This is a genomic window from Phenylobacterium sp., from assembly GCF_037189685.1.
In the GTDB taxonomy this organism is placed as follows: Bacteria; Pseudomonadota; Alphaproteobacteria; order Caulobacterales; family Caulobacteraceae; genus Phenylobacterium.
Map to the genome: position 1 here is coordinate 57,050 of NZ_JBBCIT010000021.1, position 26,320 is coordinate 83,369.

A 26,320-nucleotide genomic window follows, 5' to 3' on the forward strand; every position below is an offset into this window, starting at 1 on the left:
GTCAGTCCTTCGCCGGCAGCACGCCCCGGCGGATCTGGTCCAGCTCGATCGACTCGAACAGGGCCTTGAAGTTGCCTTCGCCGAAGCCCTCGTTGCCCTTGCGCTGGATCAGCTCGAAGAAGATCGGCCCGATCATGTTCTCGGTGAAGATCTGGAGCAGCAGGCCCTGGCCCTCGGTGGGGGCGCCGTCGATCAGGATCTTGTTGGCCTGGAGCCGCTGGACATCCTCGCCATGCCCGGGGATGCGGGCCTCGATGCCGTCGAAGTAGGTGTCGATGGTGTCCTGGAACACCACCCCCTGGTCGCGCATGGTCTCGACGGACTCGTAGATGTCGTCCGTTCCCAGCGCGATGTGCTGGATGCCCTCGCCCCTGTAGTCCTTCAGGAACTCCTCGATCTGCGAGTGCTCATCCTGGCTCTCGTTCAGCGGGATGCGGATCTTGCCGTCCGGGCTGGTCATCGCCTTCGACAGCAGGGCGGTCTGCTTGCCCTCGATGTCGAAGTAGCGGATCTCCCGGAAGTTGAAGATCTTCTCGTAGAAGTCGGCCCACTTGACCATGTTGCCGCGCTGGACGTTGTGGGTCAGGTGGTCGAGGTAGGTCAGGCCCCGGCTGTTCGTCTCCACCAACGCCTCGGCGCCCGGAATCGGGACGAAATCGACGTCGTAGATCTCCTGCGCGCCATAGCGGTCGACGAGGTAGAGGTTCGAGCCGCCGATGCCCTGGATGGCGGGGATGTTCAACTCCATCGGGCCGACGGGCCCCTCCACGGGCGTTGCGCCGCGCTCCACCGCCAGCCGGAACGCCTTGGCCGCGTCGCGCACGCGGAAGGCCATGGCGTTGGCCGAGGGGCCGTGGGCGGCGCGGAAGTCGGCCGCCTGGCCGGCGGGCTCCATGTTGAGGATGAAGTTGATGTCGCCCTGGCGGAACCGCAGCACGTTCTTCGACCGGTGCTTCGATACGGCCGTGAAGCCCATCTTCTCGAACAGGTCCTTCAGCCGCTCGGGCTCGGGCGACGTGAACTCGACGAACTCGAAGCCGTCGGTGCCGAGCGGATTCTCGAACAGGTCGCCCGCAGGGGCGGCCTGGGCGGCGGAAACGGTCGTCTGAGCGGTCATGGGGGAATCTCCTGAGCCTGCCCATATAGTATCATATGAAACTATATGGCGATAGAGACGCCAGGAGAGAACGCGCGAGGCGGGGTTCGGTGGCGACGCGGCGGCAGGCCGGGGCGGGACGGAGGCGTCCGGCGGCGGGCGGCCTCGACTATTCCGCAGGCTCCGCGGCGAGGGCGGCCGGCGCCGGGCGAAGCCGGGTGGCCGAGGTCAGGAGACCCAGCGCCAGCAGGATGAGGGCGACGTCCACGCCCCAGGCCACGGGATCGGCGATGCGTCCCCACCAGAGCGCGATGTGCGCCGTGCCCAGGAGGCCGAGCAGGGCGCCGGCGGCCAGCCGCAGCCGGCGCGAGAGCCGCGCCGGGGTCCAGACGAGGGCGCCCGCCAGCGCCGCCACCGTCGCCCCGCCCCACACCGGCAGCGGCGGCGCGCCCGCGAGCACGGCGGCCAGCGCCGAGGCGGCGTAGGCGAACGGCTGGCTCCAGGCCGCCGCGATCCAGACCCGCTCCCAGCGCGGCGCGGGCCGGCCCCTGGCGCGCCGGCGCGCGAGCCAGATGGCCACGCCGCTGGCGGTCACCACCGTGATCCCGACGCCCAGCAGGCCATAGACGGCCTTGACCGCGAGCCCGCCGTACCAGCCGAAATGGAGCTGGCCGATGGCCTGGAGGATCGCCGCGCCCAGGGTGCCGCGCCCCGGGTCCTGGTCGGCCATCGGCTCGCCGCGGGCGTCGAAGACGTGGCTGTCGCCGCGGCTCAGCGTTCGGTCGTCGGTCCCGGCGATGATCAGGATGCCGCCGCCGCGTTCGCCCGGATGCTCCAGGCCGACCAGGGTCGGCGCCTGGCCGGGCGCCATGCGCGCCAGGTTGGCCAGGGCGCGTTCGATGTCGGGCATCGGCGCCGGCCGCGGGTCGTCCGCCGGATGTGGCGGCAGGAACAGGGCGTACGCCTTCTCGGTGTCGCCCTTGAACACGGCCAGGGCGAGCACGCCCACCACGATGGTCGTCAGGCCGAGGAGCGCCCCCGTCAGCGAGATCATGACGTGGAACGGCAGGCCCCACACCCCGATGCGATTGTGCAGGTCGGCCTCCTGGAGGCGCTTCGATCCGCCCCAGCGCAGGTGGAAGGCGTCGCGGAAGACGCGCGGATGGGCGAACAGGCCCGAGATCAGCGACGACAGCAGGGCCACGCCCGTCAGGCCGACGACGAAGATCCCCCAGGTCTGGGGCAGGTGAAGGTTGATGTGCAGGCGCGCCATGAACTCGGACCAGTCCGTCCCCAGGTCGCCCAGGGCGCGGCCGTCGGGTCCCGCCAGCATCTGGGCGTCCTCGCCCTTCTCGGGATCGACGTAGATGCGCAGCCGCGGCGCCGCCGCCGTCGGCGGATAGATGAAGACGTGCTCGGCCTTGCCGTAGCGGGCCACCGCCTCGCTGGCCGCCCGTTGGAGCGCCTCGGGCGAGACCGCCGCCACAGGCGCCACGTCAGGCCGCTCCCACCGGCGGAACTCGTCGACGAAGACCGCCACGGTCCCCGAGAAGCAGACGAGATAGATCAGCGCCGCGAAGGCCAGGCCCAGGGCGGAATGGCCGGCCAGGACCGCGCGGACGAAGCCGCTGGGAACGCGGGGCCAGATGGGCTTGCCAGGCGTCATGAGAAGCCCTTCAGGATCGAGGCGGTGAAGGTGACGAGGGTCACGCCCGCCAGCACGGCGGTGGCGCGCAGGATCTTGTCGTCGGCCAGCGTCCAGGCCATCGCGCCGCCCCAGAGGACGGGAACCAGCAGTCCCCCCACGACCATCCGGGTCTGGGGCGCGCCGGGCGCCCAGATCGTCCAGGCCAGGGCGACGCCCATCGCGGCGACGCCGCCGATCGGTCCGGCCAGCAGCACCCTCAGCCAGCCCCGCCAGGCCTTGGACGCCCGTTCCGACGGCTCCAGGGCCGGCTCGCGCGGCGGTCGTACGCGCGCATTCCGCAGTTGGACGCCCGCCGCGACGAGGCCCAGGACGGCCAGCGGCATGACCGCCAGCGCCATCGCGGGCCCCCGCACGGGCCCGAGCCACGGACCGGAGGCCAGGACGATCGCGGCGACGATCATCCAGCTCCCCAGGATCAGCCAGGGCCGCGACGGCTCGCGCCGCCGCCAGGCGCGCCGCAGAAGCCCCGCCGCGAGCAGCCCCGCCGCGAGCAGCACGACGGTCGCAACGGCCGGTGCGAGCGCGGGCGCGGCGTCCGTCACCAGCGGGCCTCCAGGCTGGCGCCGATCACGCGCGGGTCGCCGAACAGCGCGCGCTGGGTCGAAGTGATCTGGTACTGCGTGTAGGCCTGGTCGAAGAGATTGCGGGCGAAGACCGCCGCCTCCCACGGGCCGTGGGCGTAGCTGACCCGCGCGTTCACCAGCGTACGGCCCTTGATGGCGTAGATCGCTTGGTTGACCCCCGTCGCGCCGAACGCGGCGGATCGGCGGTTGGCGTTCACGTTCACGGCGAACCCGTTGTCCCAGCGATAGTTGGCTCCGACCGCCCAGGTCCAATGGGGAGCATAGGCGAATTCCGAGCCGGTGAGGTCGATATCCGTCGTGCCCACCGCCACCTGGAATTCGTCGAACTCGGTGCGGCTGTGGCCCAGCGAGGCGTAGACCTCGAGGTTCGAACTCGGCCGGTGCCGGGCCTCCACCTCGAAGCCGTAGAGATGCGATCGGCCGGCGTTGGCGGTCTGGTAGTCGTAGAGGTTCAGGCCCAGGTTCACGCTCACCTGCTGGTCGCGCCACGTCACGTAGTAGGCGTTGGCGTTGACCGTCAGCGCGCCGTCCAGCCAGGCCGAGCGCAGGGCGGCCTCGTAGTTCCAAGTGTATTCGGGATCGTAGGCGACGACGGTCGATCGGGCGATGTTGATCGACGATCCGCCCGAGCGGTAGCCGCGCTGGACCACGACGCTCAGGGCGACGTCGTCGGTGACGTCGTACTTGAGGCCGGCCTTCGGCAGGAAGGCCTCGAACGTCCGCTTCGCCGGCGGCGCCGAGGCGCTGGCCTGGGCCACGAACAGGCCGACCACCTGGTTCAGCCCGCCGATGACCGGGGCGAAGGCGCCGTAGAGCGCAGGGTCGGGATAGGCCCCGACGAAGTCCGCGGTCTGGACGTTCGCCTGGTCGTTGGTCTCGCGGTCGTATCGGAAGCCGGCGAGCAGCGAGAGCCTGTCGGTCAACTGGAAGCGCATGTCCCCGAACAGGGCGGCGGTGGTCACGGTCTCGCCCGTGACGGCCGCGTAGTCGACGGGAATGACGGGCAGGGCCTGGACGTACAGCCCGGCGGCCAGTTGGGCGGTCGCGGCGTCCAGGCCGAACGGCGGGCCGGTGAGCACCCCGATCAGGGTCGAAGCCGGCGTTGGCACATTGGTGCGGCTGGCGAGCGTGTAGTCGCGTTCGCGCCGCGCGAAATAGCCGCCCAGGAGGCCGCTCAGGCGCGCGCCGTCGTAGTTGAGGCGGACCTCCTGCGAGATGGTGCGGTCCAGTTCGTCCTGGACGCCGTAGGACAGGTTCAGGGCCGTCCCGTCGCCATCATAGGACTGGAGCGTCTTCGAGCGCGTATAGGCCGTGACGGCCGTCAGGGTCAGCCGCTCGCTCAGGTCGTAGTCGGCCTCCAGGCCCAGCACGTCGGTCTTGCCCTTGCTGGCGTTGGGGCTGTCGTCCTCCGAGACGCGCTTGTCGAACGCGTCGGGGACGTCGGTCCGTGCGTAGGTGAAGATGTAGCCGCCGTCGCGCTCGTCGTGCGTCCAGACGGTGCGCAGGCGCAGGCCGGGCAGCGCCGAGGGCGTTATCAGGACCTTCGCGCGGACGGTGGTGGAATCCAGGGGGTTCTCGTTCTCCCGCCGGGTGGTGTTGTAGATGAAGCCGTCCGCCTTTCGATCCTCGACCGACAGCCTCACGGCGAGTTGGTCGGCGACGATCGGACCGCCGCCCGCGATGGAGAACGTGCGGTCGTCGGCGTCCGTCACGATCGCCCGCGCCCGCCCCGTCCATTCGAAGGTCGGGTCCTGGGTGCGGATGACGATGGCGCCCGCCAGGGCGTTGCGGCCCTGGAGCGTCGACTGCGGGCCGCGCAGCACCTCGACCTGGGCGACGTCCCACATGTCCAGGGGCGTGGCGTTGAGATGGCGCTCGGGTATGGCCGCGCCGTCCACGTAGACGCTGGCCAGGCCGCCGCTGCCGCCGCCCGAGACGTTGGTGTTGCTGATCCCGCGGATCGTGAAGCCCGAGGGGCCGTAGGTCTGGGAGACGTTGGCCGTGCGGTCGACCACATCGAACAGCCCCTGCAGGTTCTCCTGTTCGATCTGCCTGGCGCCGACGACGGCGACACTGGCCACCGTGTCCTGCAGCGACCGGGACGCCTTCTCGCCGGTCACGACGATCTCTTCCAGCTGGTTGGGCGCGCCCACCTCCCCGGCGCCGACCTCGGCCCACGCCATCACCGGCGCCGACAGGACTGCGACCATGCCCGTCGCCCCGAACAGAATGCTGCGCACGATCATCCCCATTTGCGAGTCGTTCGCAACGGCGATACTTGCTTTTGAGAGTTAATTGCAAGTCGGATGCCAAAGCCGGGCGCTTGCCCTGCCCTACCCTCGTGTCTGGACCACATCTCGTGCCTGGGCGACATCCGGCGCGAGCGCTGCTAGGCAGGGCGCCGGTTTCTCCCTGGATCGCCCATGTTCCGAAAGATCTACGAGTGGACGATGCGGCTCGCCGGCTCGCGTCACGCGCCGGCGTCCCTCGCCGCCGTCTCGTTCGCCGAGAGCTCGTTCTTCCCGATCCCGCCCGACGTGATGCTGGCGCCGATGGTGCTGGCCCGCCGCGACAAGGCGTTCGTCTACGCCGCCATCTGCACGGCCGCATCCGTGGCCGGCGGCCTGCTCGGCTACGCCATCGGCGTCTGGCTGGAGCCGCTGGGCCTCGTCATCCTGCGGCTGTTCGGGCATCCCGAGGGCCAGGCCGAGTTCCAGAAGTGGTTCGATCAGTGGGGCCTGGCCGTCATCCTCATCAAGGGGGCCACGCCGATCCCCTACAAACTGGTGACGATCACCGCGGGCCTGGCGCGATTCGACCTGTTCACCTTCATCTGGGCCTCGGTCCTCACCCGCGGCGTCCGCTTCTTCGCCGTCGCCGCGATCCTCAAATACTTCGGGCCGGCCATGCTCCAGGAGTTCGAGCGGCGCCTGAACCTGTATTCGATCCTGCTTCTGGCCCTTCTCGTCGGCGGCATCGTGCTCCTGAAGTTCGTTTTCTAGGCGCCGGGACTGGTCCATAAGGGCGGGCCGATGACCACTGCCCTGCGACACATCCTCGACCGCTGGCGGCTCTGCGCTGTGCTCGCGGCCGCGGGCATGCTGGCGGCGGCCCACGCCTTCGAGACATTCGGCGGCTATGCGCCCTGCATGCTCTGCCTGCGCCAGCGCGAGGCCTACTGGGCCGCCCTGGCCCTGGGCGCGGCCTTCATGGTGCTCGTCCGCATGCCGGGCGGTCCGCGGTGGCGCGCGGCGACCTGCTGGGTGCTGGGCCTGGTCTTCCTCGTCGGGGCGGGGGTCGCCGCCTATCACGCCGGCGTCGAATGGAAGTTCTGGCCCGGCCCCTCGGCCTGCGCCGTCACTGCGGGCGGGGTGAGCGCCGCCGACCTCTCCGCCTTCCTGGAAGGCGCGCCCGTCCGCGCTCCGGCCTGCGACGAGGCCGCATGGATCTTCGCGGGCCTGTCGATGGCGGGGTGGAACGCGCTGATCTCTCTGGGGCTCGCGATCCTGAGCGCGATGGCCGCCCTGCGCGAACGGAGCAAGCGATGAACCGCGCGACGACCTCACGCCCGACGCCCCCTCGCCCCGGCCGTGGCGCGACCGCGGCCCGGCTCGCCGAGATCCTGCGGGTGGACCATGCCGGCGAGTTGGCCGCCGTCCAGATCTACCGCGGCCAGCAGGCGGTGATGGGCGTCGCGCCCGGCCGCGAGGCCCTGGCCGAACGGTTCGGCAGGATGGCGGCGGAAGAGGGCGAGCACCTCGCGCGGTTCGAGACGCTCCTCAAGGACCGGCGCGTTCGCCCCACCCTCATGGCCCCTGTCTGGCGGCTCGCCGGATTTGGCCTGGGCGCCGCCACGGCGCTCATGGGCGAGAAGGCCGCCCACGCCTGCACCGAAGCCGTCGAGACCGTGATCGGCGAACACTACGCCCATCAGGTCGCCGAGCTGGAATCGCGCGAACCCGAGCTCGCCGCCCAGCTCGCCGCGTTCCGCGACGACGAGCTGGCTCACCGCGACGCCGCCGTGGAAGACGGCGCCCGCGAGGCGCCGGCCTACGGCCTGCTCTCGGCCGTGATCCAGGCCGGGTGCCGCGCCGCCATCAGGATCAGCGAGAAGCTCTGAGGTCGCCCGGCCCCGGCGTGACGTCCGCGAAGCGGCCGCGCCTCGACGGCGGCGAGCAGCGCCCGTTCCGCCCCGCGTTCCAGACCGGCGCCCTGACGCCCCAGGGCGTCGAACTCATGGAATCGTTCCTGCCCCTCCATGCGTTCGCCGAGCGATGGGCCGCTTCGGCTGCGCTCTCGATAGACGCTGGCCGGGACGACTCATGAATTCTTCCGGTAAGGACTCGCCAGACGCCTTGAGTTCTGCTTTTGTTCGCGTCAGGGAGTTGAATCATGGCGGACGGAAGCCGACAGCAATTCAGCCGTGACTGGACGGTGGGCGAGGCGCGCCTGGGCTGGGCCACGGCGGCGCGGTCCAGCCTCTGGGCGCGCTGCGGTTGCGGGCGCGAAGCGGTGGTCGATCCCAGCCCCTGGCTGGACCAGGGCCTGAGCCGCCAGACGCTCCAGGATCTGGAGCACCGTCTGCGCTGCGTATGCGGCGCCCGCCAGGCGGCCCTGGAGATCCGCGGACTCGCCGAGGCCCCGGGTGGGGGCGCCGGCGGAATCCACGTCTTCCGCTAGGCCCGGACCAGCGCCAGGGCCGGTTGCTGGCGACGGGCGCGACGCAGCATCGCCCCGGCCATGCCGAAGCCGCCGATCAACAGCGCCCAGGTCGCCGGCTCCGGCACTGCGGCGATGGCGAAGCTCTGGTGGGCGCCCTTCGTCCCGTACTTGCCGGTCTCGGAGATGAAGGTGATGCCGCTGTTCACGTGGCCGTAGCCCGTCAGGTAGTCCATGTAGTTCGCCGAGGCGAAGTCGCCCATCAGGCTGTTCACCGCACCGTTGCCGCTGGTGACGGTGTAGCCCGGATTGATGACGCGCCAGATCGCGCCCTGGAGCGCGGCCAAGGTGTTGATCTTGCTCGTGCTGGACGCCGCCTGATCGTAGACGAGCGTACCGTAGTTCACGAGCCGGCCGACCTGGAGCACTTGCTGGTCGCTCAGCGGCGTGCCGCCGGCGAACGGCGTCGACGTCAGGTATTTCGAATCCGTCTCGAGGGCGTTCTCGTCATCGTACTTGAGGTTCAGCGTGCCGGTGCTGATCGAGTGGAAGATGTCCACGCAGAAGCCGACGAAGTTGAACGAATCGCCGACGGCCGCCGTGCCCTCGTAGGCGGTGAAGTACAGCGGCGCCATGTAGACGGTCTGATTCAGGCCCGGCCCGCTGATCGTCGCGGTCCGTGACTTGTCCATCGTGGCGGACTGCAGGAAATACTCCGCCGATTGCGCCGGCGCGCTCATCGCCATGGTGCAGGCGAAAGCCAGCGCCGGCAGCGCGCCCTTCAGGGCGAGCGAGGCGGACTGGACTGCATTGAAACGGGACACTTCGAAGCTCCTGCCGTCGGTTTTCGCCGGCAGGAGCAGGAAGCGGGCCAACCCTCGCAGACGGGGCGCGTGACGCGTCCCGTCTGCGAGGGATACCTGTTCAGGCCGCGAAGGCCTGGCGGCGCGAGCGGCGCAGCATGGCGCCGGCGCAGGCAAAGCCGCCGATCATCATCACCCACGCCGCGGGCTCGGGCACCGCGGCGATGGCGAACGCCTGGGTCAGCTTCTTGTCGGGATAGACCCGGCTGTCGGTGAACGGCGTCAGGAACTTGATGCCGCTGTGGACATGGCCATAGCCGGTGTTGAAGAAGCTCATGTAGCTCAGCCCGGCCAGGTTATCGATGCGGGTGTTCAGCGTCGCGTTGGTGCTGGTGACGTTGAGGCCCGACACCACCTGCCAGATCGCGCCCTGGACCGCGGCCAGTTCGTCGTAGCGGGCCGCGCCGCCCGGCGCGTTGTAGAAGACGTTGGTGCCGTAGTTCACCAGCCGCCCGATCTGGAGGATCTCCTGGTTGGTCAGGACCTTGGGCGAGCCGTCCCACTGAGAGTCGGTCGTGAGCGGAATGGTGTCGGTGTACTTGAGGTCGGGGTCGTAGTCCGTCAGCGTGATCGCGTGATAGACGTCGACGCAGAAGGCGACGAGGTTGTCGAAGGGCTGATCCACCACGTCGTCGATATAGCCGTCGAACTGGACCGGCGTGGCCTTCACATTGCCGATGCCGGCGATGTTCAGGGTGCGCGGGCTGTCCATCGTCCCGTTCTGCATGATGTAGGTGGCCGCCTGGGCCATCGGCGCGAAGGCAAGGCCCGCAGCCACGGCCGCCGCCCCCACCGCGACCTTCGTCCCCCCGGACGTCAGCCCGCGAGTCATGTTTCCAAAGAAATGAAGCACCGTATCTCTACCCCCGTGTCTTTCCCGTTCTCCCCGAAAGGCGAAGCGCCGTCTCCGGCCTACGCCCGTACAAACCACCGTTAGGTCGGAAATTAACCTTGGCAATAGGACTCGCCTGTGCCGAGAAAATGGGGGCCGGGAAATATGGAGAGAGCGGTCTGCGGCTCCCCCAGGTTGGGGGGAAGGACTGGGGGAGCCGCGTTCCGGAGGCCGTCGGGAGAGACGGCCGGCGGGGTCGGGGACCGGGTGTGGGGGAGGAAAACCCGCCGCCGACGTCCCTACATTCGACGCCGGATGCGGCGGACATAGGGCGCAAGCGTGACCGATACGCGCGGAACTGAGGCGGCCGCCGCCGTTTTCGAAACACAGGCGCAATGTGACCCTCGCGTCGAGCGGCGGGCGAGAGCGGCGCACGCGCCTTGCCGCGATACCGGCTCACCGCCTTGCAGCGAGATTTCAGGGATGACGCGCGCGCCGCCATCACCCGCAGCCGCACCCGTGGAATCCTGGCGGACACGACAAGGAAGGAGTTCGCCCACGATGCGATCCGCCGCCCAGCCTCCGGACCCCCGGCCATGAACCCGGCTGACGGCCGCCGCGGCGATGCGAATGTGGCGAAGTCGTGATGACGGCGCCACAGTCCGCGCCGAGAGGCCCAGCATGACGGCAGAATCCCCCGCCCTGACGGCCCGCCATATCCTGGTGGTCGACGACGATACCGACCTGCGGGGACAGATCGTCGACTACCTGGCGGAGCACGGCTACCAGGTCCACGCCGCCGCGGACGCGCGGACGATGGACCGGGCGCTGGAATCGGCGCCGATCGACCTCGTCGTGCTCGACGTGATGCTGCCCGGCGAGGACGGACTGTCCATCTGCCGCCGCCTGGCGGCCGAGGGCGGCCCGGCCATCATCATGGTCAGCGCCATGGGCGAGGAGATCGACCGTGTGCTGGGCCTGGAACTGGGCGCCGACGACTATCTAGCCAAGCCGTGCAGCCCGCGCGAACTGCTCGCGCGCGTGCGCGCGGTGTTCCGGCGCCTTGACGAAGTGCGCGGCGGCGCGCCCAAGCGGGGCAAGGCCTATCGGTTCCAGGGCTTCACCGTCGACGCCCTGCGCCGCCAGCTCCGCGCGCCCAACGGCGCCACCATCCTGCTGACGTCCGGCGAATATTCGTTGCTGTCCGCCTTCCTCGACCATCCTCAGCGGATCCTCTCGCGAGACCAGCTTCTCGACATCGCCCGCGGCGAGGAGGTCGACGTCTTCGACCGGGCGGTCGACGTCCAGATCAGCCGGCTGCGCCGAAAGCTCCACGCCTGCAGCGACGGCGAGATCATCAAGACGGTCCGGGGCGCGGGCTACATGTTCGACGTCGCCGTGACCCGGCCATGAGCCCGCCCCGCCGCCTGCGGGTCAGCATCGGCCTGCAGCTCGTGGCCCTGATCGGCGCCTGCCTGGTGGCGACCCATCTCGTGGTCTTCGCCGCCGTGGCCCTCCTGCCGCCGCCCCGTCCGCCGCTGTACCGGATCGCCGAGATCGCCGAGGCGCTGAACGGCGGCGCCCTCGAAGCCCGGCTGGGGCGCCCTCTCCTGCGCGAGGTCGTCGACACGCCCCCCGAGGTCCGGCCCATGTCGCGCCGCCGGGCGTGGGCGGCCGAGGCGCTCGCCGCCGAACTGGGGCGTCCGCGGGCCGACGTGCGTTTCGCCCCACGCCTGCCGGGACGGTTCGAACGGCTGCTGCAACCCGAGCGCGGCATGCGCCAGGCCCTGCCTCCGCACGGTGGGCGGGACGGGCCCCCGCCCGCCCCGCCGTCCCCTCCTCCCGACGGACCGCCGGTCGGAGGATCCCGTCAGGATCGGCCGTCTGGGCCGATCCCGCCCGCCGGCGAACGGGGGCACGGCGCCCGAGAGCTGGTGATGGGCGACTTCAAGGCTGCTCTGCGCCGGCCCGACGGACGCTGGACGGTGGTCCGGACCTCTCCCGAACCCTTCCCCACCGAGTGGCAGCGGCGCCTCTTCCTGGTGCTGGCGGCCGGATTCGCCGTCGTGGCGCCGGCGGGCCTGCTCTTCGCGCGCCGGATCACGGCGCCGCTGAAGCGGTTCGGCCAGGCCGCGGAGCGCCTGGGACGCGACCCCCTGGCGCCGCAGATGACCCTTTCGGGACCGGCCGAGATCGGAGCGGCGGCCGACGCCTTCAACGACATGCAGGCCCGCCTTCGGCGGTTCATCGACGACCGCACGGCGATGGTCGGCGCGATCAGCCACGACCTGCGCACGCCCCTCGCCCGCATCCGCTTCAAGCTGGAGCGCGCACCCCCCGACGTCCGCCAGGGAGTCCTGGCCGACGTGGGCCAGATGGAGCAGATGATCCAGGGTGTGCTGACCTTCATCCGCGACGAGGGGGCCCCGCGCCGGCGCGAACCTCTGGACCTGCTGTCGGTGGTGGAGGTCGTCGCCGACGACGCCGCGATGATGGGGTGGGACGTCGAACTGGCCGACAGCGGACCGGACGACGCCGAGCCCGTGACGGTCGAGGGCGACGCCGTCGCGCTCCAGCGCCTGTTCGTGAACCTCGTGGAGAACGCCGTGAAGTACGGCGGCCAGGCGCGCCTCAGCGTCGCGCGCGTCGACGGCCACGCGGTGGTGGAGATCGCCGACACAGGACCCGGCCTGTCCCCCGAGGACCTCGAGCGGGCGTTCGCGCCGTTCTACCGCACCGACACGTCGCGCAATCTCGACGCCGGCGGTATCGGGCTGGGCCTGCCCATCGCCCGCTCGACCGCGCGGGCGCACGGCGGCGACGTCACCCTGTCCGCGCGACCCGAAGGCGGCCTCGTCGCCCGCGTCACGCTGCCGCTCGCCTGATCCGGGCCCGATCGCGCCCAGGCCGTCTAGCGACATGCTCAATGTCACTATATAACCCATCCCAACGATCAGGAACGGGTTGGGAGGACGTCACGTGAGACTGAGGACATGGCTTGCGGCCGGCGCGGTCGCACTGGTGGCGGCCGGGGGCCTGGCCTACATGAACCGGACCACGATCCTGTCGATGGTCGCCAAGTCCCGGATGCCCCCCGTCGAGCCGAACCGGCCGGTGACCTGGGCGCAGGGCCCGGCCCAGCCGCCCACGGGCGAACGGCCGCCGAACGTCATCCTGATCCTGGTCGACGACCTGGGCTACAACGACATCTCGCTGCACGGCGGCGTCGGCAACGGCGCGGTGCAGACGCCGCATATCGACTCCATCGCCCGGGAAGGCGTCACCTTCGAACAGGGCTACACCGGCAACGCCACCTGCGCCCCGTCGCGCGCCGCGCTCATGACCGGCCGATATGCGACGCGCTTCGGCTTCGAGTTCACCCCGGCCCCCATCGCCTTCCAGCGCATGGTCGGCACCAATCCCGAGCCCGGTTCGCCCGTGAAGCCGCGGTTCTTCCAGGACCGCGTCAAGGACATGCCCTCGGGCGGCAAGGACGACAGCCGCAGTGCGTCCAACATGCTGAGCGTGCCCACCAGCGAGATCACGATCGCCGAGGCCCTGAAGACGCGCGGCTACCACACGATCCACCTCGGCAAGTGGCACCTGGGCGGCGAGAAGGGATCGCGCCCCGAGGAACAGGGCTTCGACGAAAGCCTGGGCTTCATCTCGGGCGGATCGATGTTCCTTCCCGAGAAGGATCCCGACGTCGTCAACGCCAAGCAGGACTGGGACCCCATCGACAAGTTCCTGTGGCCGAACCTGCCGTACGGCGTCCAGTACAACGGCAGCCCGATGTTCGAGCCGCGCGGCTATATGACGGACTACCTGGCCGACGAGGCGATCGCCGCCATCAAGGCGAACAGGAACCGGCCGTTCTTCATGTACTGGGCGCCCAACGCGCCGCACACGCCCCTGCAGGCCAAGAAGTCGGACTATGACGCCCTGCCCTCGATCTCGCTGCATCGCGAGCGGGTCTATGGCGCCATGATCAAGAACCTCGACGACAACATCGGCCGCATCCTCCAGGCGCTGAAGGACGAGGGTCTCGACCAGAACACCCTGGTGATCTTCACCTCCGACAACGGTGGCGCGGGCTATATCGGGATCGAGGGCGTCAACGCGCCGTTCCGCGGCTTCAAGTCGACGTTCTTCGAAGGCGGCATCCGTACGCCGTACTTCATGCGCTGGCCGGCGGCGATCCCCGCGGGCGCGCGTTTCCCCTACCCGGTAGCGCACGTGGACCTGTTCTCGACCACCGTCGCGGCCGGCGGCGGACAGGCGCCGAGCGACCGCACGATCGACGGCGTCGACCTGCTTCCGTTCGTCCAGGGCCGCGCCCAGGGCCGACCCCACCAGACGCTGTTCTGGCGCTCGGGCCAGTACCGCGCGATCCGCGACGGCGACTGGAAGCTGCAGCTCAACGGCGACCGCAACGACAAGGTCTGGCTCTTCAACCTGGCCGAAGACCCCACCGAGAAGAAGGATCTGGCGGCGTCGGAGCCGGCGCGCGTCCAGCAGATGCTGGGGCTGCTCAAGGCCCGGGAAGCCGAGATGGCGAAGTCGATGTGGCCGTCTCTGCTCCAGGGAGCCGTCTATGTGGATCGCGTCGGCGGGTCGCCCTACGGCGAGAACGACGAGTACATCCTCTGGGACAACTGAGGCCCCGTCATGCTGCGGCCGCTGACCACGGCGGACGGCGTGGCGTTCCTCAGGTCGCCTGAGGAGAGCTTCGCCGATCTGCCCGACTATCCCTACGCCCCGAACTACGTCGAGTTCGAGGGCCTGAGGATGCACTACGTCGACGAGGGGCCGCGCGACGGTCCCCTCGCCCTGCTGATGCACGGCATGCCGACGTGGAGCTATCTGAACCGGCATATCATCGCCCGTCTGGTCGAAGCCGGCTGGCGATGCGTGGCGGCCGACCACATCGGCTTCGGCCGGTCGGACAAACCCGTGGACGACGGATGGTACTCCATCCGCCGCCATCGGGCGGCGCATACGGCCCTGATCGACGGCCTGGGCCTCACGGACATCACCCTCTTCTGCCAGGATTGGGGCGGCCCCATCGGACTGGCCCAGGCGGCGGAGAAGCCTGAGAGGTTCTCCCGGCTCGTGGTGATGAACACCTGGCTGCACCACCACGGCTACGCCTACGAGCCGGAACTCCTGCGCTGGAACGAGATATGGCGGCCCGGCGGCTTCTTCGCCGAGAACGTGCCCGAACGGGTCAGTCTGGGCTGGTTCATGATGATCAGCCTCGGCCACATGGCCGCACGCGACCTCTATGGCATCGCCCAGACGGGCGCATATCCGGCGCTGTCCGAGACGGGCGATCAGGCGCGACGGGGCTATGACGCGCCCTTCGCAGGACTGGGCCGACCCGGCCACGCCGGCCCTCGCCGGTTCCCCCTCAGCCTGCCCTTCGACAACCCCGCGGGCGGGGCCGCCGAGGATCAGGCGCGCCACTTCGAAACGCTCCTGCGCTGGCGCAAGCCGATCCATTTCGTGTGGGGCGGCGCCGACAAGACCTTCACCGAAGCCTGGGGGCGCGCGTGGGCGGCGCACTATCCTCAGGCGACCTTCGACCTGCTGCCCGACGCCGGCCACTTCCTGCAGGACACGCACGGGCGGCGTATCGCGGAGATCGTGCTGGAGCGCACGACGCCGTGAGGCTGTTTCCACCCCCCAGCCCGGCCGACAGGTCGGCCAGCCGTGCAGCCTCGATCTTCCTCGGCGTCTGCGCCGTCTTCTCCATCGGGCCCGGCGCGATCCACAGCTTCCTGCCGGACGGCGGCGCCGAAGCGATCGCCGGGCTGGACCTGGGCGACCGGCGCGACCTGGTGATCAGCATCTTCGCCTGGCAGGGCTCGACCCAGATCGCCTTCGGCCTGGCGATGGCGGCCGTGGCCCTGCGCTATCGGGCGCTCACGCCGCTGTTCCTTCTGCTGCTGGCCGTGGAGCGCACACTGATGACCCTCCACGCCTGGGTCCTGAAACCGGGTGGCCAGCATCACCCGCCCGAACACTACGCCAGCCCGGCGACCGCAGCGCTGGCGCTCATCTTCCTGGCCATCGCCCTGCGGAGGCGAGCGGCCTGACGCACGTCGTGACGCGTGGACGCGCCCCCCGCGCGCCCACGCGTCTCCGCCCCCCGCTATTCGAAGCCGACGCCCGGCTTGGTCTTGATGTTGAGCTGGCCCGCCAACCCCGCCTTGCGGTGATGGTCGATGGCCTGCATCTCGGGCGACATGGCCATGGCCTGGAAGGCCTTCAGCGACGGATATTCCGCGAGGCCGACGGCGTCCCAGAGTTCCTCCACCTCGCCCAGCAGCAGGCCGGTGACGAAGCCGTTGAAGCGGATCCGCCCCCCCAGGCCTTCGACCAGCTTGCGCACTTCGGCGGCGTAGCGGTTGTAGGCGTCCAGGCCGGTCAGATGCGAATCCGAACCGTCCGGATACTCGGCCTTCTCCTTGAACTTCAAAAGGTTGACCATCACGAACGGCCCGTCCTCGGGACCGGCGAAGAACTGCATCGCCTGCTTCGGCTCCGGATGGACCGCATTGACGACCTTCATGGCTTCTCCTCCCTCCAACTCGTCCATCAGGCCCGGCGGCGGATCATGGCGTCGAGGATCTCGACGATCGGCCCGGGGCTGTCCTCCTGCAGGAAATGGCCGCCGTGCAGCATGGTGTGCGGCTGATCCTTCGCGCCCGGCACCCGCGCCTGGAACAGCGCCTCGCCGCCCTGTGTGATGGGGTCGCCGTCGCTGAACGCCGTGAGGAAGGGTTTCCGGAACGCCTCCAGCGCCTTCCAGGCCGCGCGGTTCTCCTCGACCGAGGCATGCTCGGGCGTCACCGGAACCAGGGTCGGAAACTGCCGGGCGCCTTCCTTGTAGGTGTCATCCGGGAACGGCGCGTCATAGGCCGCGACCTCGGCGTCGGTGAGCGCCCGGGCGGACCCCATGTTGATCAGGCCGCCGATCGGCATGACCGGAATGGTCTGGCTCAGCTCCAGCCACGACTTGAAGCCTTCGGTCATGCCCGAGCCGATCGGCAGGCCGGTGTTGGCCACCACCACGCCCGCGAAGCGTTCGGGAAAGGCCGCCACGAGGCGGAGGCCGATCAGGCCACCCCAGTCCTGGCAGAAGAGCGTGACGTCCTTCAGGTCCATCGCCCGGAACCAGTCGCTCATCCAGGTCACGTGGCGTTCGTAGGTGTAGTCGGTGCGTCGGGCGGGCTTGTCCGACCGGCCGAAGCCGATCAGGTCGGGCGCGATGGCCCGATGACCCTTCTCGGCCAGACCCCGGATGATGTGGCGGTAGAGGTACGCCCACGAGGGTTCGCCGTGCATCAGCAGGACGGGCGCGCCGTCGCGCGGGCCTTCGTCCGCGTAGTGCAGCCGCAGGCGCGCGCCGTCCGCATCCCTCACTTCGCTGTAGCGGGGCTCATAGGGCCAGTCCGGCAGCCCCTCGAACCGGGCGTCCGGCGTGCGCAGAACCTCCATGTCCTCTCCTCGACCCTCTCGTCATGCTCCGTACCGCGCCATATAGTGACACTATAGCTGTCACTACAAGCGGAGATCGGGTGCGAATGGCCGACGACGCGGACGCCTCGGTCTCGACAGGGGGCGGCAAGGCGGGCAGATCATGGTCATGACATCCGCTCCCGGCCTCACGCCCGGTTCCGAAGGCATCCCCGCCGACCATTCCGACGGCCGCCGGCGGCGGGGTCAGGACAACCGCGCGAAGATCGTCCGGGCGATGATGGAGATCGTCCATTCCGGCGAAGTGGCCCCCAGCGCCGAGCAGGTCGCGAGCCGCGCCGAGGTGGGCCTGCGCACGGTCTTCCGTCACTTCCAGGACATGGACAGCCTGTACCGCGAGATCTCGGCCGTGATCGCGAAGGAGGTCCGCGGTGATTTCCTGGGCCCCCTCGCCGCCCAGGACTGGCAGGGGCGCGTGCTCGAGATGGCCGGGCGCCGCATCCGCGCCTACGAGAAGATGGCCCCCTTCAAGCGGGCGGGCGACGCCTTCCGCCACCGCTCCAAGTTCCTGGGCACCGACTACAACAGCCTGGTCGTGGAGCTGCGCGAGCGGCTCGAAGCCGAACTTCCGGCGCCGGTGCGCCGCGATCGCGACACCCTGGAAGCGCTGGACCTCGCCCTCAGCTTCGAGACCTGGTCACGCCTGCGCCGCGAACAGGGGCTGACGCCCAAGCGCACCCAGGCCGTGGTCGAGGCCGTGGTCCGCCGCCTGCTGGCCTGAGGCTGTCTGCGGCCCGCTTCAGGCCTCCAGCTCGATGTCCCAGTAGAGGTAGTCCAGCCAGCTCTCGTGCAGGTGGTGCGGCGGGAAACGGCGGCCGCGTTCCTGGAGTTCGTAGGCGCTGGGGCGGCGCGGCTTCAGCCGCGGGTGCATGTGGGCCTCGTGCGGCATGCGTCCGCCCTTGGTCAGGTTGCAGCGCGCGCAGGCGGCGACGATGTTCTCCCAGGTCGTGCGGCCGCCGCGCGAGCGGGGGATCACATGGTCGAACGTGAGGTCCGAGTCGGCCGAGCAGTACTGGCAGGTGAAGCTGTCGCGCAGGAAGACGTTGAAGCGCGTGAAGGCGGGCGGCCGGTCCTGGGCCACATACTGCTTCAGCGACACCACGCTGGGCAGCTTCATCGCCAACGAGGGGGAATGGACCTCCTGATCGTAGGTCGAGACCACGTCGACGCGATCCAGGAACACCGCCTTGATGACCTCCTGCCAGGGCCACAACGACAGCGGATAGTAGGACAAGGGCCTGAAATCGGCGTTCAGGACGAGGCAGGGCCAGCCTGAGGGCGGAGCCTTAAGCACCTGCATGACAGGCCCTCCGCAGACGCTCGAGGGCGGCTATGACGCGCAACTTTGGACTGAAGACGCACCTCCAGACGGCAAAGAAATCGACGTGACTGGAGAAAATATAGGTCCGATTCGGAGACAACTCTACGACGGCGGGGCCGAGAGCCCGCAGGCGCCTCGCCCTTGCTTCCAGGCGAGGCGCGCGATGCGGCGCATGGAGCTCAGGCGCCGATGACGGCGGTCGCGCCGGCGACGGTCAGCGCCAGGCCGACGAAGGCAAATGACACGACGGTGTCCAACAGGCGGTTCATCAGGGTCGACATCTCGTTCCTCTCCAATCCGGGACAGGGCGGCCGATCCGCCCCGCGTCCAATCTGGACAATGATTAGATAGCACGATCTGAACGCTGCATAGATCAGCGATTTCGCCTGATCGCTATGCGTTTCCGCATGACCGGCGGCATGGGCGCGAACCCAAAGAGAAAGGGCGCCGCTTCCGCGGCGCCCTGGACGGCGTGCAAAGGGTCGGGATCAGCGGCGGCGATAGCCGCTGTCGTAGCGGTCGTAGCCGTAGCGGGAGCTGTTCTGGCGATAGCCGTAGCCGCCGCGGTCGTAGGCCTGGTAGCGGCTGTCGCCGTAGTAGGGCCGGCTGTCGCGATAGCCGTAGCCGTAGCGATCCCGGCGCCGGTCGTTGTCCTTGTTCACCGCCGCGCCGACGGCCGCGCCGGCGACGGCGCCCAGGACCACGCCCTCGGTCTTGCCGTTGCCGATGGCGGCGCCGGCGACGCCGCCCAGGATCGCGCCGATCAGGGCGCTCTCGCCCTTCGAGGCGGCGGCCGCCTGCGAGGCCGGCAGGGCGACGGCGCCCGCGGCCGTGAGAACCATCGCGGTCTTGATCAGCTTGTTCGTCATGGCTCGTTCTCCTTGCCTTGCCGGACCTGCGGGGGCGCATGTCCGTCGTATCGTGGAGACGAACCTAGGGGCCTGGGCCTGAACGACCCCGGAGTCCCTTGTTCAGCTTGGCGACAGGTTCGGCGTCGCCCTCAGGCCGGGACCAGCTCGCGCCGCACCAGGCGGGCGTAGTCGTCCATCAGCCCCAGAGACAGGGCCGCGGGCGTGAAGCGATACTCGCCGATCTCGGCCACGGGCGTAACCTCGGCGGCCGTGCCCACGACGAAGCACTCGGTGAATCCGGCCAGCTCCTCGGGCTGGATGTGGCGCTCGACCACCTCGATGCCCTTCTGCTTCGCCAGCCCGATCACCGTCTGGCGGGTGATGCCGTTCAGGAAGCAGTCCGGCGTCGGCGTATGGATCACCCCGTCCTTCACGAAGAAGACGTTCGAGCCCGTGCTCTCGGCGATGTAGCCGCGATAGTCGAGCATCATGGCGTCGGTGTACCCGTCCTTCTCCGCGGCGTGCTTGGAGATGGTGCAGATCATGTAGAGGCCGGTGGCCTTGGCGTGGACCGGCTCGGTCTCGGGGCTGGGCCGCTTGTACTTGGCCCAGGTCAGGCGGATGCCCCTGGCCTTCTCCTCGGGCGAGAAGTAGGACGGCCATTCCCACACCGCGATGGCGACATGGATCTTCGTGTTCTGCGCCGAGACGCCGATCATCTCGGTCCCGCGCCAGGCGATCGGGCGGACGTAGGCGTCGGTCAGGCCGTTCTTCGCGCAGGTGTCCTTGCAGGCCTGGTCGATCTGCGCCACCGTGAACGGAATCTCGAAGTCCAGGATCTCGGCGGACTTGAAGAGACGCTCGGTATGCGCCGTCAGCTCGAAGATCTCGCCCCCGTACATCCGCTCGCCCTCGAACACGGCCGACGCATAGTGCAGGCCGTGGGTCAGGACATGCACCTTCGCCTCGCGCCAGGGTACGAACTGGCCGTCCAGCCAGATCCAGCCGTCGCGATCGTCGAAGGGAACCAGGGACATGAGGGGAAAGCCTCCTTTCGAATGCGCCTCTTGAACCTGTCGCGAAGCCCGGCGTCAAACGAATTGGACGCCGGATGAGCCTCTCCGACGCGCCTGCCCGCACGCGGCACCTGCTGATCGTCGACGACGACGACCGCATCCGCGACCTCCTGAAGGAATACCTGACCCGCGCCGGCTTCCGGGTGACGGCGGCGGCCGGCGGCGCGCCGGCGCGCCGGCTGATCGGCGCCCTGGACTTCGACCTCGCGGTCTTCGACGTGATGATGCCCGGCGAGGACGGCTATTCCCTCACCCGCTGGCTGCGGGATCAGCGCGGCGCCCCGGGCCGCACGCCGGTGCTGATGCTGACGGCGAAGACCGAGGCGGGAGACCGGATCGAGGGGCTGAGGCTGGGCGCCGACGACTACCTGGGCAAGCCGTTCGAGCCGGAGGAGCTCCTGCTGCGGATCGAGGCCATCCTGCGCCGCACCCAGGACCGGTCCCAGCCGGGGGGGGAGCTGTCTCTGGGCCGTTGCGCCTTCGACGCCGAGCGCGGCGAACTCACGTGCTCGGGCGAGCCTGTGCGCCTGACCGAGGCCGAAGTGGCGCTGCTGCGTCAGCTCGCCCGCACCCCGCACGAAGCGGTGGACCGGCTGGAACTGGCCAGGGACTCGGTGGACCCCTCGGGCCGGGCCGTCGACGTGCAGGTCACCCGCCTGCGCCGCAAGATCGAGGACGACCCCAAGACGCCGCGCTACCTCCAGACCGTTCGCGGCGTCGGCTACCGTCTGGCGCCGGACTGATGGGGGTGATGGCCACTTTCCTTTCCCGCGAAGCGGGAGAGGGGGACCGCGCGCGCCCCGGGCTCGGCCGAAGGCCGACCCGAGGACAAGCTCCGAGCGCGTGGTGGAGAGGGCAAGCCTCAAGCGCCGAGCATCGGCCTGATCCGATGAGCCCCTGTGCGGATCGACCCGCCCCGCTGGCCGCTTGCCCTTCCCACCGCGCGCTCTTGGGCGAGCGGTCCCCCCTTCCCACGGCGTGGGAAGGGAAGTGTGGAGGGCTCGGAAGGTGAAGCTCCCCTCCTCCTTCCGCGTGCTCGTCCGGTGGCTGAAGCGGCGGCTGCCGGCGACGCTCTTCGCGCGCTCGCTGCTGATCATCGTGCTGCCGGTGGCCCTGATGCAGGTGGCGGTCACCTACGTCTTCTTCGACGCCCACTGGCAGACGGTGACCCATCGCCTGTCGGAAGGGCTGGCCGGCGACATCGCCTGGGCCGTGGAGAGCTACAAGGACGATCCCGGCCCCGGGAACTTCGCCCGGCTTTCCCAGCGCGCGGAGGAGTCCCTGGGCCTTTCCATCGCCCTGCAGCCCGGCCGCCAGCTCCCCGCCAAGCGCCGCGACCCGCCGGTGATCATCGAGCCCTTCTTCGCCCCCATCGACCGTTCGCTGGACCGCGCCCTGTCCGGGCGGCTGGACGATCCCTTCTGGTTCGACACCACCCGCTACCCGGCCTACGTCGACATCCGGGTGGACGTGCCCGGCGGGGTGATGCGCGTACTGGCCCCGCGGGAGCGGGCCTTCGCCACCCAGGGCCACATCTTCGTCCTGTGGCTGGCCGTCGCCACGGTGATGCTGACCGCCGTGGCGATCCTCTTCATCCGCAACCAGGTGCGCGCCATCGAGCGCCTGGCCAACGCCGCCGAGGCCTTCGGGCGCGGCGCCGACGCGCCGGCCTTCAAGCCGCACGGCGCCCGCGAGGTGCGGCGCGCGGCCACGGCCTTCCTCGACATGCGCGCGCGCATCCAGCGCCATATCGAGCAGCGCACCGCCCTGCTCGCCTCGGTCAGCCACGACCTGCGCACGCCCCTGACCCGCCTGAAGCTGGCCCTGGCGCTCGCCGAGCCCAGCAGCCGCAACGCCGACATGAAACGCGACCTCGCCGAGATGGAGCACATGATCGACGAATACCTCGCCTTCGCCCGCGGCGAAGGCGGAGAAGCCGCCGAGTCGGTGAAGCTGCTGCCGCTGATTCAGACGGTGAGCGAAGGCGCCCGCCGCCTGGGCGCCCAGGTCCGCGTCGAGGCCGATCCGGACCTGTCCGCCACCGCACGGCCCAACGCGCTGAAGCGGGCGCTGTCGAACCTGGTGATGAACGCCGCGGCCCACGGCGAACATCTCGTCGTCACGGCGGAACGCGCCGGCGGCGGAATCGAGATCACGGTGGACGACGACGGACCCGGCATCCCGGCCGAACGCCATGAGGAGGCGTTCAAGGCCTTCGCCCGGCTGGACGAGGCCCGCAACCAGAACACCAAGGGCGTGGGCCTGGGCCTGGCCATCGCCCGCGACGTGGCCCGCGGCCACGGCGGCGACATCGTGCTGGACCGCTCGCCCCTGGGCGGGCTGCGCGCCGTGATCCGGCTGCCGGGATGACGGCGTTCACGCGCGGTTCAGGCGTCCGGCTCAGCGTGGCCGGCAAGACATCGAGGGGGAACATGTTCATGCGCATCGCCGCCGTCGCCATAGCCGCCCTGACCCTGACGGCGGGTTCGGCCGCCGCCGACCCCGTCCACGGCGAGTGGCTCACGCCGGACGGCTCCGGCAAGATCCGGATCGCCCCCTGCCCGGGGAAGGCCGACCGGGTGTGCGGCGCCATTTCCTGGCTCAAGAACCCCGCCGACGCCAAGGCGACCGACCAGAACAACCCCGACCCGACGCTCAAGACGCGGCCGATCCTCGGACTGCCGATGATCCGCGACTTCAAGGCCGCCGGCCCCGGCCGCTGGACGGGCGGGAAGATCTACGACCCCAACAGCGGCAGGACCTACGACAGCAAGCTCTCGGTCAACCCCAACGGCACGCTGAAGGTGGAAGGCTGCGTCCTCATGGTCTGCCAGGCCCAGACCTGGCGACGGAGCTAAGCGGGCGCGGCCCCTCCCTCAGCCGCCCAGCTCCTTCGAGCGGCGGACGGCGGCAGCCACCGCGTCTTCCAGCAGGCCGGGAAGGCCTTCCTCGCCCATCAGGACCTCGAGCGCCGCCTGGGTGGTGCCGCCGGGAGAGGTCACCTGCCGGCGCAGCTCGGCCGGGTCCTCGCCCGTGTGCGACAATAGCGCTGCGGCCCCCGTCAGGGTGGAGCGCGCCAGCCGCTTCGCATCCTCGGGCGCGAGCCCGCCGGCCGCGCCGGCAGCCTCCAGGGCCTCGATGAAGGCGTAGAGGTAGGCCGGCGCCGAACCCGACACCGCGGTCGCCGCGTGCATCAGGCTCTCGTCGTGCAGGTCGACCACCGCGCCCAGCGGCTCGAACAGCGCCCGCGCCCGCGCCCGCGCCGCCGGGTCGTCGGCGAACAGGCTGGCCGTGCCCTGGCCGATGGCGGCGGCCGTGGTGGGCATGACCCGCGCGACGGGGCGCCCGCCGAACGCCTTGGCGATGTCGCCCGAGCGCACGCCGGCGCAGATGGAGACCACCACCGCGCCCGAGCCCAGCCAGGCGGCCGTCTCGGCCGCCACGTCGCGCCAGACCTGCGGCTTCACCGACAGCACGACCGTGCTGGCGCGCGCCAGGTCGGCGTCGGGCGGGTTCACCAGCGCCCCGGCGCGCGCAGCCCGCTCGGCCACGGAACCGGGATGGGGATCGCGGACCATCAGTTCGCGGCCGTCGAAGGCGCCGGCGGCCAGCCAGCCCTCGATCATCGCCCCGCCCATGCGCCCGGCGCCCAGCATCAGGATCGGTGTGCTCATCGCCCAACGCTTAGCCGAGGGCTGCGGACGGCAAAACCCCGCATGCAAGACCCCGAACGGCAAAAACCCGGATGCGCGACGCGTCCCGATTGACGCCGCCGCCCGGCCGCGCTTGCCTCGCCGGCCCGTTCACGCCGGACCTGGACTTCGAATGACCCTGCGCCCTCTCCCCGCCGGTCCCGCCCTCGCCGCGGCCTTTTCCCTGAGCCTGGCCCTGGCCGCCTGCGGACCGGCCGCAGCCCAGGTCGAGCGGCGCGAGGCTGGCGCCATCGTCTACGAGGGCGTCCCGCCCATGCCCGCGGGGCTCCAGGCGGCGATCGCGCCCTACTACAGCGCCCGCGCGGCGGTGTTCCGCGACTGGCTGCCCGACGGCTCGATGCTGGTCTCCACCCGCTTCGGCGACACCAACCAGATCCACCGTGTCGCCAGCCCCCTGGGCGCGCGCACCCAGCTCACCTTCTTCGGCGAGCCCATCAACACCGCCCGGGCTGTGCCGGGCGGCGACGGCCGCTACCTCTATCCGCGCGACGTCGGCGGGGCCGAATACTACCAGGCCTTCCTGCGCGACCTCTCCGGGCGCGAGATACAGCTCACCGCGCCCGGGACGCGGAACCAGGCCTTCGTGTTCCGCAAGGACGGCCGCGCGGTGGCGTGGAGCCAGGTGACGCCCGGCGATCCCGACTACGACATCCTGCTGGCCGATCCCGCCCGGCCCGAAGGCCGCCGCGTGATCCACGAGGGCCGAGGCGCCGTCGCGCCGCTCGACATCACTGCCGACGGAAGCCGCGTGCTGGTGTCGCGCTACAACGCGGCGAACCACGTCGAGCTGTTCGTGCTGGACGTGGCGACGGGCGCCCTGGTCCCGATCGGCCCCACGGGCCGCAAGATCGGCTACGAAGGCGGCGCGTTCCTGGAGGGCGGCCGCGCCGTGCTGACGCTCTCGGACGACGGCGCCGAGTTCGCCCGGCCTGTGGTCATCGACGTGGCCTCAGGCCGGGTGCGGGCCCTGGATCCCCGGCCCGCCTGGGGCGCCGAGGCGTTCGATCTCAGCCCGGATGGCCGCACCGTCGCGGTGACGGTGAACGAGGATGGCTATTCCCGGCTGGTGCTGCGCGACGTGACGACCGGCCGGACCCTGCCCGGCCCGGATCTGCCCAAGGGGGTGCTGACGGCGGCGAAGTTCTCGCCCGATGGAACGCGGATCGGCTTCAGCCTCTCCACGCCAACCCGGTCGGGCGACGCCTGGAGCTGGGACGTCGGATCGGGCGGGCTGACCCGCTGGACCGAAAGCGAACTGGGCGGCCTGGACCCGGCGAAGCTCGTGGAGCCCACGCTGTTCCGCTACCCGACCTTCGACCGGCGCCAGATCCCGGCCTTCATCTACCGGCCGGCCGCCGAACCAGGCGCGAAGCTGCCGGTGGTGATCCAGATCCACGGCGGCCCCGAGGCGCAGGAACTGCCCAGCTTCAGTCCCCGGCGCCAGTCGTGGGTGAACGAGCTGGGCGCGGCGGTGATCTTCCCGAACGTCCGCGGCTCGTCGGGATACGGCAAGACGTGGCTCGGGCTGGACAACGCGGAGAAGCGCGAGGACTCGGTCCGGGACATCGGCGCCCTGCTGGACTGGGTGGCCAAGCAGCCCGACCTGGACGCCGGCCGCGTGGCCGTGGTCGGCCAGTCGTACGGCGGCTACATGGTGCTGGCCGTGGCGGGCCGCTATGGCCAGCGGATCGCCGGCGCCATCGACCTCTACGGCATCTCGAACTGGATCACCTTCCTACAGAACACCGAGGGCTACCGCCGCGACCTGCGCCGGGCCGAATACGGCGACGAGCGCGATCCGAAGATGCGGGCCGTGTTCGAGAGGATCTCGCCCACCGCCTACGCCGACCGGATGACGAAGCCGATGATGGTGTTCCAGGGCGCCAACGACCCTCGCGTGCCCAAGTCGGAGTCCGACCAGATGGTCGCCCGCCTGCGCGCACAAGGAACCGAGGTCTGGTACGTGGTCGCCCACGACGAGGGGCACGGCATCCAGAAGAAGGCCAACCAGGAGGCCGTGCGCGCCGTCGAGGTCCAGTTCCTCAGGAAGGTGCTCGGCCTGGAGTAGGGCGGCG

General features: G+C 70.2%; 26 protein-coding genes. 14 read left to right on the top strand and 12 right to left on the bottom strand.

The genetic code is table 11. The features are described 5' to 3' along the window. Position 1 precedes the first annotated feature (1 nt). The 4 genes from hppD to WG212_RS13615 form a co-directional block, all read right to left on the bottom strand. On the bottom strand, positions 2 to 1,117 hold the full coding sequence (gene hppD, locus WG212_RS13600) for a 4-hydroxyphenylpyruvate dioxygenase (RefSeq protein WP_337187643.1): 1,116 nt from the start codon (positions 1,115 to 1,117) through the stop codon (positions 2 to 4). Between the two features lie 148 nt (positions 1,118 to 1,265). Further along, the gene (locus WG212_RS13605) at positions 1,266 to 2,762 is read right to left on the bottom strand and encodes a PepSY-associated TM helix domain-containing protein (RefSeq protein ID WP_337187644.1); all 1,497 of its coding nucleotides are present in this window, start codon (positions 2,760 to 2,762) and stop codon (positions 1,266 to 1,268) included. After that, entirely contained in the window at positions 2,759 to 3,346 is a 588-nt protein-coding gene (locus tag WG212_RS13610; protein ID WP_337187645.1) for a hypothetical protein, read from the bottom strand. The genes WG212_RS13605 and WG212_RS13610 overlap by 4 nt, the downstream gene beginning before the upstream one ends. After that, the gene (locus WG212_RS13615; protein ID WP_337187705.1) at positions 3,343 to 5,634 is read right to left on the bottom strand and encodes a TonB-dependent receptor; all 2,292 of its coding nucleotides are present in this window, start codon (positions 5,632 to 5,634) and stop codon (positions 3,343 to 3,345) included. Before WG212_RS13615 ends, WG212_RS13610 begins: the two co-directional genes overlap by 4 nt. Before the next feature lie 177 nt (positions 5,635 to 5,811). On the opposite strand from WG212_RS13615, the gene WG212_RS13620 reads away from it, so the two are divergent. The 4 genes from WG212_RS13620 (at position 5,812) to WG212_RS13635 (ending at position 8,068) form a co-directional block, all read left to right on the top strand. After that, positions 5,812 to 6,390: a YqaA family protein gene (locus WG212_RS13620; RefSeq protein WP_337187646.1), complete on the top strand. Its 579-nt coding sequence runs from the start codon at positions 5,812 to 5,814 to the stop codon at positions 6,388 to 6,390. 30 nt (positions 6,391 to 6,420) lie between these two features. Continuing rightward, positions 6,421 to 6,936: a disulfide bond formation protein B gene (locus WG212_RS13625; protein WP_337187647.1), complete on the top strand. Its 516-nt coding sequence runs from the start codon at positions 6,421 to 6,423 to the stop codon at positions 6,934 to 6,936. Beyond that, positions 6,933 to 7,508 carry a demethoxyubiquinone hydroxylase family protein gene (locus WG212_RS13630; RefSeq protein WP_337187648.1) on the top strand — a complete coding sequence of 192 codons (576 nt, stop codon included), beginning with the start codon at positions 6,933 to 6,935 and terminating at the stop codon, positions 7,506 to 7,508. Before WG212_RS13625 ends, WG212_RS13630 begins: the two co-directional genes overlap by 4 nt. Positions 7,509 to 7,780: 272 nt before the next feature. Next, positions 7,781 to 8,068, top strand: a complete 288-nt coding sequence (locus tag WG212_RS13635; protein WP_337187649.1) for a hypothetical protein — start codon at positions 7,781 to 7,783, stop codon at positions 8,066 to 8,068. Here the strand turns inward: WG212_RS13635 and WG212_RS13640 are convergent. Together WG212_RS13640 and WG212_RS13645 are read right to left on the bottom strand one after the other, a co-directional pair. Next, the gene (locus WG212_RS13640) at positions 8,065 to 8,871 is read right to left on the bottom strand and encodes a PEPxxWA-CTERM sorting domain-containing protein (RefSeq protein WP_337187650.1); all 807 of its coding nucleotides are present in this window, start codon (positions 8,869 to 8,871) and stop codon (positions 8,065 to 8,067) included. The two genes, WG212_RS13635 and WG212_RS13640, sit on opposite strands and share 4 nt — an antisense overlap. 100 nt (positions 8,872 to 8,971) lie before the next feature. Beyond that, positions 8,972 to 9,742, bottom strand: coding sequence for a PEPxxWA-CTERM sorting domain-containing protein (locus tag WG212_RS13645; RefSeq protein ID WP_337187651.1), 771 nt, complete (start codon positions 9,740 to 9,742; stop codon positions 8,972 to 8,974). Between the two features lie 681 nt (positions 9,743 to 10,423). Between WG212_RS13645 and WG212_RS13650 the strand changes: the two genes are divergently transcribed. From WG212_RS13650 to WG212_RS13670, 5 genes are all read left to right on the top strand, one after another. After that, a complete protein-coding gene (locus WG212_RS13650) occupies positions 10,424 to 11,155 on the top strand; it encodes a response regulator (RefSeq protein WP_337187652.1) in 732 nt (243 codons plus the stop codon). Then, the gene (locus WG212_RS13655) at positions 11,152 to 12,627 is read left to right on the top strand and encodes an ATP-binding protein (protein ID WP_337187653.1); all 1,476 of its coding nucleotides are present in this window, start codon (positions 11,152 to 11,154) and stop codon (positions 12,625 to 12,627) included. Before WG212_RS13650 ends, WG212_RS13655 begins: the two co-directional genes overlap by 4 nt. 94 nt (positions 12,628 to 12,721) lie before the next feature. Then, complete coding sequence (locus WG212_RS13660) at positions 12,722 to 14,401, top strand: sulfatase-like hydrolase/transferase (RefSeq protein WP_337187654.1); 1,680 nt, start codon at positions 12,722 to 12,724, stop codon at positions 14,399 to 14,401. A gap of 9 nt (positions 14,402 to 14,410) precedes the next feature. Further along, a complete protein-coding gene (locus WG212_RS13665) occupies positions 14,411 to 15,412 on the top strand; it encodes an alpha/beta fold hydrolase (RefSeq protein ID WP_337187655.1) in 1,002 nt (333 codons plus the stop codon). After that, positions 15,409 to 15,840 carry a hypothetical protein gene (locus WG212_RS13670; RefSeq protein ID WP_337187656.1) on the top strand — a complete coding sequence of 144 codons (432 nt, stop codon included), beginning with the start codon at positions 15,409 to 15,411 and terminating at the stop codon, positions 15,838 to 15,840. The genes WG212_RS13665 and WG212_RS13670 overlap by 4 nt, the downstream gene beginning before the upstream one ends. Before the next feature lie 56 nt (positions 15,841 to 15,896). On the opposite strand, the gene WG212_RS13675 is transcribed toward WG212_RS13670, so the two are convergent. Together WG212_RS13675 and WG212_RS13680 are read right to left on the bottom strand one after the other, a co-directional pair. Then, complete coding sequence (locus tag WG212_RS13675; protein WP_337187657.1) at positions 15,897 to 16,316, bottom strand: DUF1330 domain-containing protein; 420 nt, start codon at positions 16,314 to 16,316, stop codon at positions 15,897 to 15,899. Between the two features lie 26 nt (positions 16,317 to 16,342). Then, positions 16,343 to 17,245 (bottom strand): haloalkane dehalogenase, encoded by a 903-nt coding sequence (locus WG212_RS13680; RefSeq protein ID WP_337187658.1) that lies wholly within the window; start codon positions 17,243 to 17,245, stop codon positions 16,343 to 16,345. 142 nt (positions 17,246 to 17,387) lie between these two features. On the opposite strand from WG212_RS13680, the gene WG212_RS13685 reads away from it, so the two are divergent. Then, positions 17,388 to 18,005: a TetR/AcrR family transcriptional regulator gene (locus tag WG212_RS13685; RefSeq protein ID WP_337187659.1), complete on the top strand. Its 618-nt coding sequence runs from the start codon at positions 17,388 to 17,390 to the stop codon at positions 18,003 to 18,005. A gap of 18 nt (positions 18,006 to 18,023) precedes the next feature. Here the strand turns inward: WG212_RS13685 and WG212_RS13690 are convergent, their stop codons facing one another. The 3 genes from WG212_RS13690 to WG212_RS13700 all read right to left on the bottom strand — a co-directional run bounded on the left by WG212_RS13690 (position 18,024) and on the right by WG212_RS13700 (position 20,493). Next, positions 18,024 to 18,584 (bottom strand): HNH endonuclease, encoded by a 561-nt coding sequence (locus tag WG212_RS13690; protein WP_337187660.1) that lies wholly within the window; start codon positions 18,582 to 18,584, stop codon positions 18,024 to 18,026. 509 nt (positions 18,585 to 19,093) lie between these two features. Then, on the bottom strand, positions 19,094 to 19,474 hold the full coding sequence (locus WG212_RS13695; RefSeq protein ID WP_337187661.1) for a glycine zipper 2TM domain-containing protein: 381 nt from the start codon (positions 19,472 to 19,474) through the stop codon (positions 19,094 to 19,096). A 131-nt stretch (positions 19,475 to 19,605) separates the two neighbouring features. Further along, on the bottom strand, positions 19,606 to 20,493 hold the full coding sequence (locus WG212_RS13700; protein ID WP_337187662.1) for a branched-chain amino acid aminotransferase: 888 nt from the start codon (positions 20,491 to 20,493) through the stop codon (positions 19,606 to 19,608). A gap of 74 nt (positions 20,494 to 20,567) precedes the next feature. On the opposite strand from WG212_RS13700, the gene WG212_RS13705 reads away from it, so the two are divergent. The 3 genes from WG212_RS13705 to WG212_RS13715 all read left to right on the top strand — a co-directional run bounded on the left by WG212_RS13705 (position 20,568) and on the right by WG212_RS13715 (position 23,390). After that, entirely contained in the window at positions 20,568 to 21,275 is a 708-nt protein-coding gene (locus WG212_RS13705; protein WP_337187663.1) for a response regulator transcription factor, read from the top strand. 265 nt (positions 21,276 to 21,540) lie between these two features. Beyond that, positions 21,541 to 22,902: an ATP-binding protein gene (locus tag WG212_RS13710; RefSeq protein ID WP_337187664.1), complete on the top strand. Its 1,362-nt coding sequence runs from the start codon at positions 21,541 to 21,543 to the stop codon at positions 22,900 to 22,902. Positions 22,903 to 22,964: 62 nt separating this feature from the next. Then, positions 22,965 to 23,390 (top strand): DUF2147 domain-containing protein, encoded by a 426-nt coding sequence (locus WG212_RS13715; RefSeq protein WP_337187665.1) that lies wholly within the window; start codon positions 22,965 to 22,967, stop codon positions 23,388 to 23,390. A gap of 18 nt (positions 23,391 to 23,408) precedes the next feature. On the opposite strand, the gene proC is transcribed toward WG212_RS13715, so the two are convergent. Beyond that, on the bottom strand, positions 23,409 to 24,206 hold the full coding sequence (gene proC / locus WG212_RS13720; RefSeq protein ID WP_337187666.1) for a pyrroline-5-carboxylate reductase: 798 nt from the start codon (positions 24,204 to 24,206) through the stop codon (positions 23,409 to 23,411). 151 nt (positions 24,207 to 24,357) lie between these two features. Here proC and WG212_RS13725 point away from each other — a divergent pair, with 151 nt between their 5' ends. Next, positions 24,358 to 26,313 carry a S9 family peptidase gene (locus WG212_RS13725; protein WP_337187667.1) on the top strand — a complete coding sequence of 652 codons (1,956 nt, stop codon included), beginning with the start codon at positions 24,358 to 24,360 and terminating at the stop codon, positions 26,311 to 26,313. The last annotated feature ends 7 nt before the right edge of the window (positions 26,314 to 26,320 follow it).

Bases quoted from the DNA above. Each gene is read 5' to 3' on its own strand.
- WG212_RS13605 (WP_337187644.1), bottom strand. From the start codon at position 2,762: ATGACGCCTGGCAAGCCCATCTGGCCCCGCGTTCCCAGCGGCTTCGTC.
- WG212_RS13650 (WP_337187652.1), top strand. From the start codon at position 10,424: ATGACGGCAGAATCCCCCGCCCTGACGGCCCGCCATATCCTGGTGGTC.
- WG212_RS13620 (WP_337187646.1), top strand. From the start codon at position 5,812: ATGTTCCGAAAGATCTACGAGTGGACGATGCGGCTCGCCGGCTCGCGT.
- WG212_RS13700 (WP_337187662.1), bottom strand. From the start codon at position 20,493: ATGTCCCTGGTTCCCTTCGACGATCGCGACGGCTGGATCTGGCTGGAC.
- WG212_RS13615 (WP_337187705.1), bottom strand. From the start codon at position 5,634: ATGATCGTGCGCAGCATTCTGTTCGGGGCGACGGGCATGGTCGCAGTC.
- WG212_RS13695 (WP_337187661.1), bottom strand. From the start codon at position 19,474: ATGACGAACAAGCTGATCAAGACCGCGATGGTTCTCACGGCCGCGGGC.
- WG212_RS13690 (WP_337187660.1), bottom strand. From the start codon at position 18,584: ATGCAGGTGCTTAAGGCTCCGCCCTCAGGCTGGCCCTGCCTCGTCCTG.
- WG212_RS13625 (WP_337187647.1), top strand. From the start codon at position 6,421: ATGACCACTGCCCTGCGACACATCCTCGACCGCTGGCGGCTCTGCGCT.
- WG212_RS13645 (WP_337187651.1), bottom strand. From the start codon at position 9,742: ATGACTCGCGGGCTGACGTCCGGGGGGACGAAGGTCGCGGTGGGGGCG.
- proC (WP_337187666.1), bottom strand. From the start codon at position 24,206: ATGAGCACACCGATCCTGATGCTGGGCGCCGGGCGCATGGGCGGGGCG.
- WG212_RS13715 (WP_337187665.1), top strand. From the start codon at position 22,965: ATGTTCATGCGCATCGCCGCCGTCGCCATAGCCGCCCTGACCCTGACG.
- WG212_RS13630 (WP_337187648.1), top strand. From the start codon at position 6,933: ATGAACCGCGCGACGACCTCACGCCCGACGCCCCCTCGCCCCGGCCGT.
- WG212_RS13655 (WP_337187653.1), top strand. From the start codon at position 11,152: ATGAGCCCGCCCCGCCGCCTGCGGGTCAGCATCGGCCTGCAGCTCGTG.
- WG212_RS13635 (WP_337187649.1), top strand. From the start codon at position 7,781: ATGGCGGACGGAAGCCGACAGCAATTCAGCCGTGACTGGACGGTGGGC.
- WG212_RS13685 (WP_337187659.1), top strand. From the start codon at position 17,388: ATGGTCATGACATCCGCTCCCGGCCTCACGCCCGGTTCCGAAGGCATC.
- WG212_RS13705 (WP_337187663.1), top strand. From the start codon at position 20,568: ATGAGCCTCTCCGACGCGCCTGCCCGCACGCGGCACCTGCTGATCGTC.
- WG212_RS13725 (WP_337187667.1), top strand. From the start codon at position 24,358: ATGACCCTGCGCCCTCTCCCCGCCGGTCCCGCCCTCGCCGCGGCCTTT.
- hppD (WP_337187643.1), bottom strand. From the start codon at position 1,117: ATGACCGCTCAGACGACCGTTTCCGCCGCCCAGGCCGCCCCTGCGGGC.
- WG212_RS13675 (WP_337187657.1), bottom strand. From the start codon at position 16,316: ATGAAGGTCGTCAATGCGGTCCATCCGGAGCCGAAGCAGGCGATGCAG.
- WG212_RS13680 (WP_337187658.1), bottom strand. From the start codon at position 17,245: ATGGAGGTTCTGCGCACGCCGGACGCCCGGTTCGAGGGGCTGCCGGAC.
- WG212_RS13665 (WP_337187655.1), top strand. From the start codon at position 14,411: ATGCTGCGGCCGCTGACCACGGCGGACGGCGTGGCGTTCCTCAGGTCG.